We start from the raw sequence: 15,364 nt of genomic DNA, 5'->3' as shown, positions 1-15,364 counted from the left end.
GCTGCACCGGGGTCAGCGGGCCGCCTCCTCCTCCACCGTACGGTCGCGGCCCGCCAGGACGCCCACCAGCATCTGCGGCACCATCAGGGCGGCCATCAGCGCGATCGGCAGGCCCCAGCCGCCGCTGTGCTGGTAGAGCACGCCCACCAGCAGCGGGCCGGGGATGGAGATCAGGTACCCGGTGCTCTGGGCGAACGCCGACAGTTGTACGACGCCGGGACCCGTGCGGGCCCGCATCCCGACCATGGTCAGGGCGAGGGGGAAGGCGCAGTTGGAGACGCCGAGGAGCAGGGCCCAGGCCCAGGCGCCGCCGGCGGGGGCGAAGTAGAGGCCGGCGTAGCCCGCGAGGCCGCAGAGGCCGAGCACCAGCACGATCGGGCCCTGGCGGGGCAGCCGGGTGGCCACCCGCGGGATGACGAAGGCCAGCGGTATGCCCATCGCCATGGTGACGGCGAGCAGCAGTCCGGCGGTCCCGGCGGAGACGCCCGCGTCGCGGAAGATCTGCGCCATCCAGCCCATGGTGATGTAGGCGGCGGTGGCCTGGAGCCCGAAGAACACGGCGAGCGCCCAGGCGGTGCGGCTGCGGGTGATGCGCAGGGCGGGCTGTTCCCCACGCGTGCCGACGCCGGCCGCGGCGGACGGCTGCCGCGGCTGCCCGGCCGCGGCGGGTGCCGGGCCGGTGGCGCGGGGGCGGAGGAAGGGGAGCCAGGGCAGGACGGCCACCGCCGCGAGGGCCGCCCACACCGCGAGGCCGGGCTGCCAGTCGCCGCCCAGCGCGTCGGTCAGCGGCACGGTCGTCGCGGCCGCGATGGACGTACCGCAGGCCAGGGCCATCGAGTACAGGCCGGTCATCGAGCCGACCCGGTCGGGGAAGAAGCGTTTGACGATCACCGGCATGAGGACGTTGCTGACCGCGATGCCCATGAGCGCCAGGGCGGTGGCGGCCAGGAAGCCGGCCGTGCCGCCCGCGTAGGGGCGCAGGAGCAGACCGGCGGTGAGGGCGGCCATGCCGACGCAGACCACCGCGCCGGGGCCGAAGCGGCGGGCGAGCCGCGGGGCGGTGAAGCCGAAGACGGCGAAGCACAGCGGGGGCACCGAGGTGAGCAGTCCGGCGACGCTGCCGCTCATGCCGAGTCCGTCGCGGACCTCTTCCAGGAGCGCGCCGAGGCTGGTGATGGCGGGGCGCAGGTTCAGCGCGGCCAGCACGATGCCGAGGACGAGCAGGCGGGTCGTCCAGGTGGTCCACGCGCGCGTGGCGGCCGCGCCGGGCGCCGTGGGCGGCTCGGGGGCCGGGGCTGCGGGCGCGGCCGGTTCGCTGACGGTCGTGGACGTCGCCGTCCGGGGTTCCTCACTAGCCATGAGACCCATCATAGAATCATGGGATGATTGGCTGTCCAGTGGTGGCCGAGCGGTGGACGCTCCGGCCGACCGCTGTGGTTGACCGACGTCGATCCCCGAGCGAAGGTGTGCCATGCCTCTGAGCCATCCCCGCCGTTCGGCCCTGTCCGAGCAGGTCATCGCCGCGCTCCGCCAGCAGATCACCTCGGGTGAGTGGCCGGTCGGCTCCCGCGTCCCGACCGAGCCCGAGTTGGTCGAGCAGCTCGGGGTGGCCCGGAACACGGTCCGGGAGGCCGTCCGTGCCCTGGCCCACAACGGGCTGCTGGACATCCGGCAGGGTTCCGGCACGTACGTCGTCGCCACCAGTGAGCTGGCCGGTGTGATGCACCGGCGGTTCGCGGACGCCGACCCCCGGCACGTCGCCGAACTGCGTTCCACCCTGGAGTCGGCCGCCGCCAGGCTGGCCGCCGAGCGGCGCACGGAGAAGGATCTCAAGCAGCTCGACGCCCTGATGGCGCGCCGGACGGAGGCGTGGGACTCGGGCGACGCGGAGGCGTTCGTGGCGGCCGACGCCACCTTCCACCTGGCCGTGGTGGCCGCCTCGCACAACGACGTGATGACGGCGATGTACGCGGACCTGGGCGAGGTGATGCGCGACTGGCTCCGGGAGGACATCGGCGCGGAACTGACCCCGGAGACGCTCATGGACCACACGCGGCTGGTCGACGCGATCCGCGCGGGTGACGCCGAGCGGGCGCAGGCGGAGGCGGCGGGTTATCCGTTCCAGTGCCGTCCGGGCGGGTTCACTCCGTCCGCCGGTGACTGACCCAGGCCGAGCCGATCCGCTCCCAGCACCGTCCGGTCAGCCGTACGGTCTGCGCGGGGCCCGCCTCGACCGCCCGGCCGTCGCTGTCCAGGTCCCACCAGCGGGCGCACTCGATGTGCAGGCTCACCCGGTCGGGCTCCGGATAGGGGTTGTGGCAGTACGCGGTCACCTCGGACCCGTCGTACCGGAGCCGGCACTCGGCGCCGAAGGGGCCCTGCGACGCCGGTGGGTCCCCGCCCCCGTCGTTCGCCACGCGTGCGTGCGGCCACGCCTCGTACGGCAGCGCGAGGGTGAGGGCGACGGCGGCGGTCGCTGCGGCCGAGCGGCGGGCGAAGCGCACAAGGGGGACCTCCTCGGCCGTGCGGGGGTGCTCGGGAGGAAAACGTCTGGTGGGGTTTGGTGGGGAGGGTTCCCAGAGTGCGCGGTCACCGGCCGCGCCGCCCGGCCGGCTGGACCGAACGGGTGACACGGCGAGAGCCCGCACCCTGCGGGATGCGGGCCCTCGTCACGTACGGAGGAGGCGGGTGCCGGGCGCTCAGGCGCCGATGGCGTGCAGCCCGCCGTCGACGTGGATGATCTCGCCCGTGGTCTTCGGGAACCAGTCGCTCAGCAGGGCGACGACACCGCGGCCGGCCGGCTCGGGGTCGTTGAGGTCCCACTCCAGAGGAGCGCGGTTGTCCCACACCGAGGCCAGCTCGGAGAAGCCCGGGATGGACTTGGCGGCCATCGAGCCGATCGGTCCGGCCGAGATCAGGTTGGAGCGCACGTTCTGCTTGCCCAGGTCGCGGGCGAGGTAGCGGTTGGTGGCCTCCAGGGCGGCCTTGGCCGGGCCCATCCAGTCGTACTGCGGCCAGGCGTACTGCGCGTCGAAGGTGAGGCCGACGACCGCGCCGCCGTTCTGCATCAGCGGCAGGCAGGCCATGGTGAGCGACTTCAGGGAGAACGCCGAGACATGCATGGCGGTGGCCACGGACTCGAACGGCGTGTTGAGGAAGTTGCCGCCCATCGCGTCCTGCGGCGCGAAGCCGATGGAGTGCACGACGCCGTCGAGGCCGCCCAGCTCCGCGCCGACGACGTCGGCCAGCCGCCCGAGGTGCTCGTCGTTGGTGACGTCCAGCTCGATGACCTTGGTGGGCTTCGGCAGCTTCTTGGCGATCCGCTCGGTCAGCGTGGGCCGCGGGAACGCGCTGAGGATGATCTCCGCGCCCTCCTGCTGGGCCAGCTTCGCGGCGTGGAAGGCGATGGAGGACTCCAGCAGCACGCCTGTGATCAGGACGCGCTTGCCCGCGAGAATTCCGCTCATGGTGATCAGTGACCCATTCCCAGTCCGCCGTCAACCGGGATGACGGCTCCAGTGATGTACGAGGCGTCGTCCGAGGCGAGGAACCGCACCGTCGCGGCGATCTCCTCCGGCTGCGCGTACCGGCCGAGCGGCACCTGCGACACGATGTTCGCACGCTGCTCGTCGGTGAGGGCCTTGGTCATGTCGGTGTCGACGAAACCCGGCGCGACGACGTTGAACGTGAGGTTGCGCGACCCCAGCTCCCGGGCCAGGGAGCGCGCGAAGCCGACCAGGCCGGCCTTGGAGGCGGCGTAGTTCGCCTGCCCCGCCGAGCCGAGCAGGCCGACGACCGAGGAGATCAGTACGACGCGGCCCTTCTTGGCCCGCAGCATGGCGCGGTTGGCGCGCTTGACGACACGGAAGGTGCCGGTGAGGTTGGTGTCGAGGACAGAGGTGAAGTCCTCCTCGGACATCCGCATCAGAAGCTGGTCCTTGGTGACCCCGGCGTTGGCGACCAGCACCTCGACCGGGCCGTGCGTGTCCTCGATCTCCTTGTAGGCCCGCTCCACCTGCTTGCTGTCGGTGATGTCGCACTTGACGGCGAGGCAGCCCAGCTCGGTCAGGGCGGCCGGCGGCTCACCCGAGCGGTATGTGATGGCGACCTTGTCGCCGGCCTCGGCGAACGCGCGGGCGATGGCGAGGCCGATGCCCCGGTTGCCTCCGGTGACGAGAACCGAGCGGCTCAACGGATCACCCTTTCGATAGCGGTGTGGTACCCGCCCGGGCACCCGTGTGACAGGCGGCGATGACAGGCGGCTTCCTCGAAAACCTATCGGTCCCCGTCCACCGGCAAAGACTCGGGCGCCCACAGTGGCTTACGGGCCGCGCTGTCGGGTCCCTACAGTTCACCGACCGGGCGCGGCACTTCACTCCGCGCGGACCGGCGTACGGGCGGGCCGCCGTCGGCGAAGATCGCGCACTCCGCCCACACGGTCTTGCCCGGCCCCGTCCGCTCCGCCACGCCCCAGCGGGCGGCGACGGCTTCCACCAGGAACAGGCCCCGCCCGCTGTCGGCGTCCGCGGGGGGCCGGAGCGCGGGCCCGGGGTGGTCCGGATGGGTGTCGGACACCTCGACGCGGACGAGCCCCGCGGTCCGGTCGTACGCGAGCCGCAGCTCGAAGTCGCGTCCCGGGACGCGGCCGTGCAGGACCGCGTTGGCCGCGAGTTCGGCCACGACGAGGGTGACGGTGTCGGAGGCCGGGCTGCCGTACGGCAGGTGCCACTGGTCGAGCCGGTGCGTGGCGAGTCTGCGGGCGAGACGCGCGCCGCGCCGCGTGGCGGAGAAGCGCTGGACGAACACACTTACGGTAACGGCCTCTCGGGCCCGTGGCGCTGGCATGCGCCCAGCGTCCCGACCCCCGCCTCGGCCCCGACAGGGACGACACCCATACAGGCACGGCTGTACCAGTACACACTCTGGACTGGGTGGATGACTCGCCGTGACTCTGACTGGTTGGTCGGGGTTCGCAGAGGCATGAGCACGGGAGGCGGGCGGCGATGAGGGCGGACAACGGCGACACGAGCGGTACGGAAGCGGAAGTCTCCGACAGTCTGAAGACTTTCGGCGTGGTCCTCAAGGCACTGCGCGAGGAATCCGGCCTGACCCAGGAGGAGTTCGCGCTGCGGGTGAGGTACTCGGCCGCGTACATCGCCAAGATCGAGCAGGGGAAGCGGTTCCCGCCGACGGACCTGCCCGTGCGGGCGCAGGAGGTACTGGGGCCGGTCGCCCTCAAGGTCCTCACGGCGGCGGCGAAGAGTCTGACGAAGAGGGCGGTGTTGGCTTCCTGGTTTCGGCAGTGGGCGGGGATCGAGGAGGAGGCGATCTCTCTCTACACGTACGAATGCCGAGCGGTTCCGGGGCTGCTCCAGCCTCAGGCATACATCCGGGCAATCTTCGACCGGCGGCTGCCGCCTGCGACCGAGGAGCAGATCGAACGCAAGGTCGCGTCGCGACTGGAGCGACAGCAGCTCATCTCCGCCAATCAAAGCACCGCGTTCAGTTTTGTCATCGAACAGAGCGTCGTCGCCCGGCGTATGGGAGGACGCGATGTCACCCGGCAAGTCATCGATGGCCTCCTGGAGACGAGCGCGCGGCGCAACGTCGAGATCCAGATCATGCCCACCGTTCAGGAGGACCACTGCGGCATCGACGGTCAGATGTACCTCGCGGAGACAACTGCGCATCAGTGGCTCGGCTACACCGAAGGCCAGCGGTCGAGCAGCCTCATTTCCGCGCCCAAGGAGGTGAGCATCCTGCTCCAGCGCTATGGCAAGCTGCGTTCGCAGGCCCTGGATTGTCGGGCTACCGTGGCGCTGCTGGAACAGATGCGAGGAGCGCTATGAGTCCCACCGACGAGCTGAGCTGGTGCAAGAGCAGCTACAGCGGCAGCGACAACGACAACTGCGTCGAGGTCGCCGTGCGCCCCGAGGCCGTCCACATCCGCGACTCCAAGGACAGGCGCGTCCGCCCCCTCGTCGTCACGCGGAGCGCCTGGGCGGCGTTCACCTCGCTCGCTGGGGGCTCGTCGCCGGTCGGCTGAGTTCGCGGCGTACGGAAACGTCGGCGGGCGGGCACGGGAGCGTATCCCGTGCCCGCCCGCCGGTCTGTGCCCGCCTACCCTTGCCCCTCCAGGCACCACAAGCGCCCGAAGGGATCTCCGCCCGTGCCCCATGACATCGATCAGTCCTTTCTGGCCCTCCCCCTGCGCCCCCTCGCCGACACCGCCCTGGCCCGTGCCCGTTCGCTCGGTGCCGAGCACGCCGACTTCCGGCTGGAGCGGGTGCGCGGCGCCTCCTGGCGGCTGCGGGACGCCCGGCCGGCCGGGTCCTCGGACACCACCGACCTCGGATACGCGGTACGCGTGGTGCACGGTGGCGCCTGGGGGTTCGCCTCCGGAGTGGACCTGTCCCCGGACGCCGCCGCCAAGGTCGCCTCGCAGGCGGTGGCGATGGCGAAGCTGTCCGCGCAGGTGATCAGGGCGGCCGGGTCCCGGGAGCGGGTCGAGCTGGCCGACGAGCCCGTGCACGCCGACCGCACCTGGGTCTCCTCGTACGAGACCGACCCGTTCACCGTGGCGGACACCGAGAAGTCGGGGCTGCTGGCCGAGTGGAGCGCGCGGCTGCTGGCGGCCGACGGCGTGGATCACGTGGACGCCTCGCTGCTCACCGTGCACGAGAACAAGTTCTACGCCGACACCGCCGGGACCGTGACCACGCAGCAGCGGGTGCGGCTGCACCCGGTGGTGACCGCGGTGTCGGTGGACGACTCCAGCGGCGAGTTCGACTCGATGCGGACGCTGGCGCCGCCGGCCGGCCGGGGCTGGGAGTACCTGACCGGCACCGGCTGGGACTGGGAGGCCGAGCTGGCCGGGATGCCGGAGCTGCTGGCCGAGAAGATGCGGGCGCCGAGCGTGGAGCCCGGTCTGTACGACCTGGTCGTGGACCCGTCGAACCTGTGGCTGACCATTCACGAGTCCATCGGGCACGCCACCGAGCTGGACCGGGCGCTCGGCTACGAGGCGGCCTACGCCGGCACCTCCTTCGCCACCTTCGACCAGCTCGGCAAGCTGCGCTACGGCTCCGAGCTGATGAACGTCACCGGCGACCGCACCGCCGAACACGGGCTGGCGACGATCGGGTACGACGACGAGGGCGTCGAGGGGCAGAGCTGGGACCTGGTGCGGGACGGGACCCTGGTCGGCTACCAGCTCGACCGGCGCATCGCGCGCCTCACCGGCTTCGACCGGTCCAACGGGTGCGCCTACGCCGACTCCCCCGGCCATGTGCCGGTGCAGCGCATGGCCAACGTGTCGCTGCGGCCGGACCCCGGCGGGCTGTCCACCGAGGATCTGATCGGCGGTGTGGAGCGGGGCGTCTACGTGGTCGGCGACCGGTCCTGGTCGATCGACATGCAGCGCTACAACTTCCAGTTCACCGGACAGCGGTTCTTCCGGATCGAGAACGGGCGGCTCGCCGGGCAGTTGCGGGACGTGGCCTACCAGGCGACGACCACCGACTTCTGGGGGTCCATGGCGGCCGTCGGCGGCCCGCAGACGTACGTCCTGGGCGGGGCGTTCAACTGCGGGAAGGCTCAGCCGGGGCAGGTCGCGGCCGTGTCGCACGGCTGCCCGTCCGCCCTCTTCAGGGGAGTCAACATTCTGAACACCACGCAGGAGGCCGGCCGATGAGCGCCCGTACGTCCCGTGCATCCCGTCCGTCCCGTTCCCCCAAGCCGCACGAGATCGTCGAGCGGGCGCTGGAGCTGTCCCGCGCGGACGGCTGTGTCGTCATCGCCGACGAGGAGTCGTCCGCCAATCTGCGCTGGGCGGGGAACACGCTCACCACCAACGGTGTCACGCGCGGGCGCACGCTCACGGTCGTCGCCACCGTCGACGGCCGGGAGGGCACCGCCTCCGCAGTGGTGTCCCGCTCGGCCGTGACCGTGGACGAACTGGAACCCCTGGTGCGCGCCGCCGAGGCCGCCGCGCGCGGCGCGGGCCCCGCCGAGGACGCGCAGCCGCTGGTCACGGGGGTACCGGTGGCCGCGGACTTCACCGAAGCGCCCGCCGAGACGTCCTCCTCCGTGTTCGCCGACTTCGCCCCGGCGCTCGGGGAGGCGTTCGCACGCGCGGCGGCGGGTGGCCGGGAGCTGTACGGCTTCGCCCACCACGAGCTGACCTCGACCTACCTGGGCACCTCCACGGGGCTGCGGCTGCGCCACGACCAGCCCACCGGGACACTGGAACTGAACGCCAAGTCGCCGGACCGCACCCGGTCGGCCTGGGCCGGGCGCTCCACCCGGGACTTCCGGGACGTCGATCCGGCCGCGCTCGACGCCGAACTGGCCGTCCGGCTCGGCTGGGCCGAACGCCGGGTGGACCTGCCGGCGGGCCGCTACGAGACGCTGCTGCCGCCGACCGCCGTCGCCGACCTGCTGATCTACCAGCTCTGGTCGGCGTCGGGGCGGGACGCGGCCGAGGGCCGGACGGTGTTCTCCACACCGGGCGGCGGAACCCGGGTGGGCGACCGGCTCGGCGCGCTGCCGCTGACCCTGCGCAGCGACCCCTACGAGCCCGGTCTGGAGAGCGCGCCCTTCGTCGTGGCGCACTCCTCCGGCGGCGATCAGTCGGTGTTCGACAACGGGCTGCCGGTGGCGGCGACCGACTGGGTCCGCGAGGGCGAACTGCACCGCCTGACGACCACCCGGCACAGCGCCGCGCTGACCGGTCTGCCGGTGGCGCCGGCCATCGGCAACCTCGTCCTGGACGGCGGCGGCGACCGCTCGCTGGCGGAGATGGTCGCCGCCACCCGGCGCGGGCTGCTGCTGACCTGCCTGTGGTACATCCGCGAGGTCGACCCGGCGACGCTGCTGCTGACCGGTCTGACCCGGGACGGCGTCTACCTCGTCGAGGACGGCGAGGTGGTCGGCGAGGTGAACAACTTCCGGTTCAACGAGTCGCCGGTCGGCGTGCTGGGCCGGGCCACGGAGGCCGGGCGTACGGAGAAGACGCTGCCCAGGGAGTGGAGCGACTGGTTCACCAGGGCCGCGATGCCCGCGCTGCGGGTGCCGGAATTCAACATGAGCTCTGTCAGTCAGGGCGTATAACCTCGTACCCCGTACTTCGTACTTTGTACTTCGTACCCGCACCCGAGATCCATCGAGGAGACACGAGAACCGTGACGGACATCGTCGACGAGCTGAAGTGGCGCGGGCTGTTCGCCCAGTCCACCGACGAGGACGCTCTGCGCAAGGCGCTCGCGGACGGGCCCGTGACGTTCTATTGCGGTTTCGACCCGACCGCGCCCTCGCTGCACGTGGGACACCTGGTGCAGGTGCTCACCGTGCGCCGGCTCCAGCAGGCCGGGCACCGCCCGCTGGCGCTGGTCGGCGGCGCCACCGGCCAGATCGGCGACCCGCGCCCGACCGCGGAGCGCACGCTGAACTCGCCGGAGACCGTCGCCGGCTGGGTGGAGCGGCTGCGCGGCCAGATCGAGCCGTTCCTCGCCTTCGAGGGGGAGAACGCGGCCGTGATGGTCAACAACCTGGACTGGACCGCGGGGCTCTCCGCGATCGAGTTCCTGCGGGACATCGGCAAGCACTTCCGGGTCAACAAGATGCTCACCAAGGACTCCGTGGCCCGCCGCCTGGAGTCCTCCGAGGGGATCAGCTACACCGAGTTCAGCTACCAGCTTCTGCAGGCCATGGACTTCCTCCAGCTCTACCGCAGGTACGGCTGTGTGCTCCAGCAGGGCGGCAGCGACCAGTGGGGCAACCTCACGGCGGGCCTGGACCTGATCCACCGCCTGGAGCCGGCCGCCGCGGCGCACGCCTACGCGACGCCGCTGATGACCAAGGCGGACGGCACCAAGTTCGGCAAGACCGAGGGCGGCGCCGTCTGGCTGGACCCGGAGATGACGACGCCGTACGCGTTCTACCAGTTCTGGCTGAACGTGGACGACCGGGACGTCTCGGGCTACCTGCGGATGCTGTCCTTCAAGTCCCGCGCCGAGCTGGAGGAGCTGGAGCGGCAGACCGAGGAGCGTCCGCAGGCGCGGGCCGCGCAGCGCGCGCTGGCCGAGGAGCTGACGACGCTGGTGCACGGCGCCGACCAGACGGCCGCGGTGATCGCCGCGTCCAGGGCCCTGTTCGGCCAGGGCGACCTGGCGGAGCTGGACGAGCGGACCCTGGCCGCGGCGCTCTCGGAGCTGCCGCACGTCCGGGTGGCCGAGGCCGGCCCCGTGGTCGATCTCTTCGCCGAGGTCGGCCTGGTGGCCAGCAAGTCGGCGGCCCGCCGCACGGTGAAGGAGGGCGGCGCCTACGTGAACAACACCAAGGTGGCCGCCGAGGACGCCGTACCGGCCGCCGAGGACCTGCTGCACGGACGCTGGCTGGTGCTGCGCCGCGGCAAGAAGAACCTGGCCGCGGTGGAGGTCACCGGCGCCTGACCGGACACCCGGGTACCCGGACACCCGGGGCCCGGGTACGGCGAGGGGCGGCACCCGTTTTCTCCGGGTGCCGCCCCTCGCCGCGCTCCGGTCAGGCCCGCTGCCGCTTGTTGCCGCGTACCGCCATGTAGGCCATGTCGCCGAGGGCGACGATGATGATCGCGGCCACCAGTTGGAAGATGTGCCGCCACCAGTCGATGCCGGAGGTGGCCGCCACACCGGCCGCCCGCGCGACGGCGTTGCCGACGATGGCACCGAGCATGCCGAAGATGGTGGTCAGCCACAGCGGGCTGTGCTGCTTGCCCGGAATGATCGCCTTGGCGATCAGACCGAGTACGAATCCGACGATGATCGCCCACAACCAGCCCATCCCTGCCTCCTCGTACGGCGCCATGTGCGCATTGCGTCCAGTGTTGGTCCGTACCGCGTACGGCGCACGGCCGGTACGCCCGAACGGGGGACGTACCCGGGCCCCGCGGCGCAGTCCGGTCACGCGGGGACCGGGCCACCCGGTCTCGTGGGCGGCGCACCCGCGGCGTAACGTGGAGGCTGTCCCGGACCGGCGTCCCCGAACGGGCCGCGGGCGGGCGCGGGCGGGCTGAGTCCGATGCGGGCGGATGGTGGAATGCGATGCGGAAGCAGAGCGGCGGCGGGAACGTCCAGGTGTTCCGGATCACCGGGGCCAGGACGGGTCTTGAGGAGGATGTACGCGGACGGCAGCGCCGGTACATCATCTCGATGTCGGTACGCACCCTGTCGGTGATCCTCGCGGCCACCCTGTGGAACGTGGAACGGCACGTCGCGATCGTGGCACTGGTCCTCGGCGTGGTGCTGCCCTACGTCGCGGTGGTCATCGCCAACGCCGGGCGCGAGAACGCGCCGGGGCTGCCGAGCACGTTCGTCTCGGCGCCGCTGCCGCCGATGATCGAGGCGCCGCGCAAGGACGGCGGCTTCGCGGAACCCGTCCCGGAAGATGTCGCGTCCGACCGGGTGACGGGCGCACGAAGTGAACCACGCGACCGTCAGTGATCGTTCCAGGCCACCGGGTGCGCGGACACGGCGCGTTCGGGCGAGGGTCAGCTCTTCGCCAAGCTCAGGAAAACCTCAGATCAATCATGTTGTTCCGGTCCCGGCCGGTGGGCCTCCCGTGACATACTTCGTACGCGCTCCGCATCCCCCGTCGGAGCGACGGACCGACGCCGGGCAGCTCCCCCCGTGGCTGCTCGGCGTCGCCTTTTCCCGCGTCGGCCGCCGAGCCGTTCTCCGCGCCGCGAGCCGCGAGCCGAACCTGTGAGTGACGAGACCGACCTGTGAGTGACGAGACGACCCCGATCTGCTCCGCCAAGGGCTGCAGGGCCACCGCCGTGTGGGTGCTGGTGTGGAACAACCCGAAGGTGCACACCCCGGAGCGGCGCAAGACGTGGATCGCGTGCGAGGAGCACCGGGAGCATCTCTCCCAGTTCCTCGGCGTGCGGAGCTTCCTGAAGGACGTCGTACCGCTCCAGGAGTGGGCGGAGCGGGAGCGGCAGGGGGACGGGCAGCAGGGGCAGGAGCAGCAGGGCTGAGGGGCGACGGCCCCGGGGCCGGGGCCGGGGCCGGGGCGGGCTAGCCGCCGATCGCCGACATGGGACGGTCCGGCTGGACGAAGGTGGGATCGTCGAGGCCGGCGCCGGCCTTCTTGCCCCACATGGCCAGCTTCCAGACGCGGGCGATCTCCTCGTCGGGCGCGCCGGAGCGCAGGGCGGCGCGCAGGTCGGTCTCCTCGCGGGCGAAGAGACAGGTGCGGACCTGGCCGTCGGCGGTCAGCCGGGTGCGGTCGCAGGCGGCGCAGAACGGGCGGGTGACCGAGGCGATGACGCCGACCCGGTGCGGCCCGCCGTCGACCAGCCAGCGCTCCGCCGGGGCCGAGCCGCGCTCGTCGGCGCCCTCCTCGGTCAGCTCGAAGCGGGTGCGCAGCGAGGCCAGGATGTCGCCCGCGGTGACCATGCCCTCGCGCTGCCAGCCGTGCTGGGCGTCCAGCGGCATCTGCTCGATGAAGCGCAGCTCGTAGTCGTGCGCGACGGCCCAGGCGAGCAGGTCGGGGGCCTCGTCGTCGTTGAGCCCCGGCATCAGGACCGAGTTGACCTTGACGGGGGTCAGACCGGCCTCCCGGGCCGCGTGCAGACCCTCCAGGACGTCCTTGTGGCGGTCGCGGCGGGTGAGGGTCTTGAAGACGTCCGGGCGCAGGGTGTCCAGCGAGACGTTGACCCGGTCCAGGCCCGCGGCCTTCAGGGCGGCGGCGGTGCGCTTCAGACCGATGCCGTTGGTGGTCAGGGAGGTCTGGGGGCGCGGGCCGAGGGCGGTGACGCGCTCGACGATGCCGGGCAGGCCGGGGCGGAGCAGCGGCTCGCCGCCGGTGAAGCGGACCTCGGTGACGCCCAGCGAGGTGACCGCGATGCCGACCAGCCGGACGATCTCGTCGTCGGTCAGCAGATCGGGTTTGGCCAGCCACTGCAGGCCCTCTTCGGGCATGCAGTAGGTACAGCGCAGGTTGCAGCGGTCGGTGAGCGAGACCCTCAGGTCGGTGGCCACTCGGCCGTAGGTGTCGATGAGCACGTGGGCCCCCTCCCTCGACGCGGATCGGCGGGAACTGCTGTCCCCCGACTCCTCCGAGCCTACGTGACCCCGCCGACATCGACAGCGGCCCGAAGCCACCAGGAACGCGCCGGCCCCGTCGTAGGGAGCTACGACGGGGCCGGCGCGCCGGGGGGATCAGGGTTCGCTCCGGTGGATTGCTCCGGTGGACTGCTCCGGTGGACTGCTCCGGTTGACTGCTCCGGTTGACTGCTCTAGTGGGCTCCGGTGCCGGTCAGGGACCGGACCTCCAGCTCCGCGTACTTGGCGGCGTTCGGCTCCTCCTTGGACAGGAGCGTGCCGAGCCAGCCCATCAGGAAGCCGAACGGGATGGAGATGATGCCCGGGTTCTTCAGGGGGAACCAGGCGAAGTCGACGCCCGGGAACATCGCCTTGGGGTCGCCGGAGACGACCGGGGAGAACAGCACCAGGCCGACGGCGACGACCAGTCCGCCGTAGATCGACCACAGGGCGCCCTGGGTGGTGAACCGCTTCCAGAACAGGCTGTAGAGGATGGTCGGCAGGTTGGCGCTGGCCGCGACCGCGAAGGCCAGGGCGACCAGGCCGGCCACGTTGAGGTCGCGGGCCAGGGCGCCGAGGCCGATGGAGACGATCCCGATGAAGAGGGTCGCCCAGCGGGCCGCCCGCATCTCCTCCTTCTCGGTGGCCCGGCCCCGGCGGATGACATTGGCGTAGATGTCGTGCGCGAAGGACGAGGACGAGGCGAGGGTGAGGCCCGCGACCACGGCGAGGATGGTGGCGAAGGCCACCGCCGAGATGGTGGCGAGCAGGATCGCGCCCCAGGCCGAGTCGACGCCGCCGACGTGCAGGGCGAGCAGCGGCGCCGCCGTGTTGCCGGACGGGTTGGACTCGATGATCTCCTTCTGCGAGATGAGCGCCGCGGCCCCGAAACCGAGGGCGATGGTCATCAGGTAGAAGGCGCCGATGATGCCGATGGCCCAGTTCACGGACTTACGGGCGGCCTTGGCGTTGGGGACCGTGTAGAAGCGGATCAGGATGTGCGGCAGGCCGGCCGTGCCGAGCACCAGGGCGATGCCGAGCGAGACGAAGTCGAGCTTGGAGGTGCCGGTGGCGCCGTACTGGAGGCCGGGCTCCAGGAAGGCGGCGCCCTTGCCGCTGTTCTCGGCGGCGGTGCCGAGCAGGTCGGAGATGTTGAAGTCGAACTTCAGCAGCACCAGGAAGGTGATGAGCAGGGTGCCGCTGATGAGCAGCACGGCCTTCACCATCTGGACCCAGGTGGTGCCCTTCATGCCGCCGATGGAGACGTAGACGATCATCAGGATGCCGACCAGGGCGACGATGAGGATCTTGCCGGCGTCGGAGGTGATGCCGAGCAGCAGGGAGACCAGGACGCCGGCGCCCGCCATCTGGGCCAGCAGGTAGAAGATGGAGACGACGATCGTGGAGGTGCCGGCGGCGGTGCGCACCGGGCGCTGGCGCATGCGGTAGGCGAGGACGTCGCCCATCGTGTAGCGGCCGGAGTTGCGCAGCGGCTCGGCGACCAGGAGCAGGGCGACCAGCCAGGCGACCAGGAAGCCGATGGAGTACAGGAAGCCGTCGTAGCCGAAGATGGCGATGGCGCCGGCGATGCCGAGGAAGGACGCGGCGGACATGTAGTCGCCGGAGACCGCGAGGCCGTTCTGGAAGGCGCTGAACTGGCGGCCGCCCGCGTAGAAGTCGGCGGCGTCCTTGGTCTGGCGGCCCGCCCAGACGGTGATCACCAAGGTGGCCACCACGAAGACCGCGAAGAGCGTGATGATCAGCGGCCGGTGCTCGCTGGCCTCGTTGGCGGCGAGGCCGGTGGCGAGATCGGTGGTGAGGCCGGTGGCGAGGTCGGTGGCGAGGAACGGGTGTGCTGCGGGGCTCATGCGCCGCCCTCCATCCGGGACTTGATGGCCGCCGCCTTGGGATCGAGCTTCGCGGCCGCGTACCGCGAGTACCACCAGGCGATGAGGAACGTGGTGAGGAACTGGGCGAGGCCGAAGACGAGGGCGACGTTGATGTTGCCGAACAGCTTGGTGCCCATGAAGCCGCCCGCGTAATTGGAGAGCAGCACGTAGAGCAGGTACCAGGCGACGAAACCGATCGTCAGCGGGAAGGCGAAGGAGCGGAAGGAACGGCGCAGTTCACCGAAGTCCGCGCTCTGCTGCACCTCGGCGAACTCCTCGGGAGAGGGAAGCCGGTGTTGCTCTTGCGAAGGGGGCGGTGCGTCGGCGGCCACGGAGTCTCCTCGTACGACGGACATGACGGCTGATACCTCGAAGTGATCTGGATCACAC

At 71.4% G+C, this 15,364-nt stretch carries 17 protein-coding genes; 8 read left to right on the top strand and 9 right to left on the bottom strand.

Annotated features, from left to right (window positions below; all coding sequences use genetic code 11):
• Positions 1–12: 12 nt before the first annotated feature.
• Positions 13–1,359 carry a CynX/NimT family MFS transporter gene (locus ABEB00_RS13680; RefSeq protein ID WP_425586483.1) on the bottom strand — a complete coding sequence of 449 codons (1,347 nt, stop codon included), beginning with the start codon at positions 1,357–1,359 and terminating at the stop codon, positions 13–15.
• 112 nt (positions 1,360–1,471) lie between these two features.
• Between ABEB00_RS13680 and ABEB00_RS13675 the strand changes: the two genes are divergently transcribed.
• Positions 1,472–2,164: a FadR/GntR family transcriptional regulator gene (locus tag ABEB00_RS13675; RefSeq protein ID WP_345619796.1), complete on the top strand. Its 693-nt coding sequence runs from the start codon at positions 1,472–1,474 to the stop codon at positions 2,162–2,164.
• Here ABEB00_RS13675 and ABEB00_RS13670 read toward each other — a convergent pair.
• The 4 genes from ABEB00_RS13670 to ABEB00_RS13655 form a co-directional block, all read right to left on the bottom strand.
• Positions 2,142–2,504: a hypothetical protein gene (locus ABEB00_RS13670; protein WP_345619795.1), complete on the bottom strand. Its 363-nt coding sequence runs from the start codon at positions 2,502–2,504 to the stop codon at positions 2,142–2,144. The two genes, ABEB00_RS13675 and ABEB00_RS13670, sit on opposite strands and share 23 nt — an antisense overlap.
• A gap of 195 nt (positions 2,505–2,699) precedes the next feature.
• A complete protein-coding gene (gene fabI / locus ABEB00_RS13665) occupies positions 2,700–3,467 on the bottom strand; it encodes an enoyl-ACP reductase FabI (RefSeq protein WP_345619794.1) in 768 nt (255 codons plus the stop codon).
• 5 nt (positions 3,468–3,472) lie between these two features.
• The gene (gene fabG, locus ABEB00_RS13660) at positions 3,473–4,192 is read right to left on the bottom strand and encodes a 3-oxoacyl-[acyl-carrier-protein] reductase (RefSeq protein WP_345619793.1); all 720 of its coding nucleotides are present in this window, start codon (positions 4,190–4,192) and stop codon (positions 3,473–3,475) included.
• 152 nt (positions 4,193–4,344) lie between these two features.
• Positions 4,345–4,845, bottom strand: a complete 501-nt coding sequence (locus tag ABEB00_RS13655) for an ATP-binding protein (protein ID WP_345619792.1) — start codon at positions 4,843–4,845, stop codon at positions 4,345–4,347.
• 158 nt (positions 4,846–5,003) lie between these two features.
• Between ABEB00_RS13655 and ABEB00_RS13650 the strand changes: the two genes are divergently transcribed.
• The 5 genes from ABEB00_RS13650 (at position 5,004) to tyrS (ending at position 10,451) form a co-directional block, all read left to right on the top strand.
• Positions 5,004–5,849 carry a helix-turn-helix domain-containing protein gene (locus ABEB00_RS13650; protein ID WP_345619790.1) on the top strand — a complete coding sequence of 282 codons (846 nt, stop codon included), beginning with the start codon at positions 5,004–5,006 and terminating at the stop codon, positions 5,847–5,849.
• A complete protein-coding gene (locus ABEB00_RS13645) occupies positions 5,846–6,046 on the top strand; it encodes a DUF397 domain-containing protein (protein WP_345619789.1) in 201 nt (66 codons plus the stop codon). The genes ABEB00_RS13650 and ABEB00_RS13645 overlap by 4 nt, the downstream gene beginning before the upstream one ends.
• Before the next feature lie 123 nt (positions 6,047–6,169).
• On the top strand, positions 6,170–7,693 hold the full coding sequence (locus ABEB00_RS13640) for a TldD/PmbA family protein (protein ID WP_345619787.1): 1,524 nt from the start codon (positions 6,170–6,172) through the stop codon (positions 7,691–7,693).
• Complete coding sequence (locus ABEB00_RS13635) at positions 7,690–9,111, top strand: metallopeptidase TldD-related protein (RefSeq protein WP_345619786.1); 1,422 nt, start codon at positions 7,690–7,692, stop codon at positions 9,109–9,111. Before ABEB00_RS13640 ends, ABEB00_RS13635 begins: the two co-directional genes overlap by 4 nt.
• 71 nt (positions 9,112–9,182) lie before the next feature.
• Positions 9,183–10,451 (top strand): tyrosine--tRNA ligase, encoded by a 1,269-nt coding sequence (gene tyrS, locus ABEB00_RS13630; RefSeq protein WP_345619785.1) that lies wholly within the window; start codon positions 9,183–9,185, stop codon positions 10,449–10,451.
• A 91-nt stretch (positions 10,452–10,542) separates the two neighbouring features.
• Here tyrS and ABEB00_RS13625 read toward each other — a convergent pair whose 3' ends face one another.
• Complete coding sequence (locus ABEB00_RS13625; protein WP_345619826.1) at positions 10,543–10,821, bottom strand: GlsB/YeaQ/YmgE family stress response membrane protein; 279 nt, start codon at positions 10,819–10,821, stop codon at positions 10,543–10,545.
• Positions 10,822–11,081: 260 nt separating this feature from the next.
• On the opposite strand from ABEB00_RS13625, the gene ABEB00_RS13620 reads away from it, so the two are divergent.
• Positions 11,082–11,480 (top strand): DUF3099 domain-containing protein, encoded by a 399-nt coding sequence (locus ABEB00_RS13620; protein WP_345619784.1) that lies wholly within the window; start codon positions 11,082–11,084, stop codon positions 11,478–11,480.
• Between the two features lie 281 nt (positions 11,481–11,761).
• Positions 11,762–12,016, top strand: a complete 255-nt coding sequence (locus ABEB00_RS13615) for a hypothetical protein (RefSeq protein WP_345619783.1) — start codon at positions 11,762–11,764, stop codon at positions 12,014–12,016.
• A 40-nt stretch (positions 12,017–12,056) separates the two neighbouring features.
• On the opposite strand, the gene moaA is transcribed toward ABEB00_RS13615, so the two are convergent.
• The 3 genes from moaA to ABEB00_RS13600 all read right to left on the bottom strand — a co-directional run bounded on the left by moaA (position 12,057) and on the right by ABEB00_RS13600 (position 15,306).
• Positions 12,057–13,046, bottom strand: a complete 990-nt coding sequence (gene moaA / locus ABEB00_RS13610) for a GTP 3',8-cyclase MoaA (protein WP_345619782.1) — start codon at positions 13,044–13,046, stop codon at positions 12,057–12,059.
• 233 nt (positions 13,047–13,279) lie between these two features.
• Positions 13,280–14,953 (bottom strand): solute symporter family protein, encoded by a 1,674-nt coding sequence (locus tag ABEB00_RS13605; protein ID WP_345619780.1) that lies wholly within the window; start codon positions 14,951–14,953, stop codon positions 13,280–13,282.
• Entirely contained in the window at positions 14,950–15,306 is a 357-nt protein-coding gene (locus ABEB00_RS13600; RefSeq protein ID WP_345619779.1) for a DUF485 domain-containing protein, read from the bottom strand. Before ABEB00_RS13600 ends, ABEB00_RS13605 begins: the two co-directional genes overlap by 4 nt.
• Positions 15,307–15,364: the final 58 nt, after the last annotated feature.

The sequence above is a fragment of the Streptomyces ziwulingensis genome, assembly GCF_039542605.1.
GTDB lineage: Bacteria > Actinomycetota > Actinomycetes > Streptomycetales > Streptomycetaceae > Streptomyces > Streptomyces ziwulingensis.
This window is presented reverse-complemented; position numbering and strand designations above follow the sequence as displayed.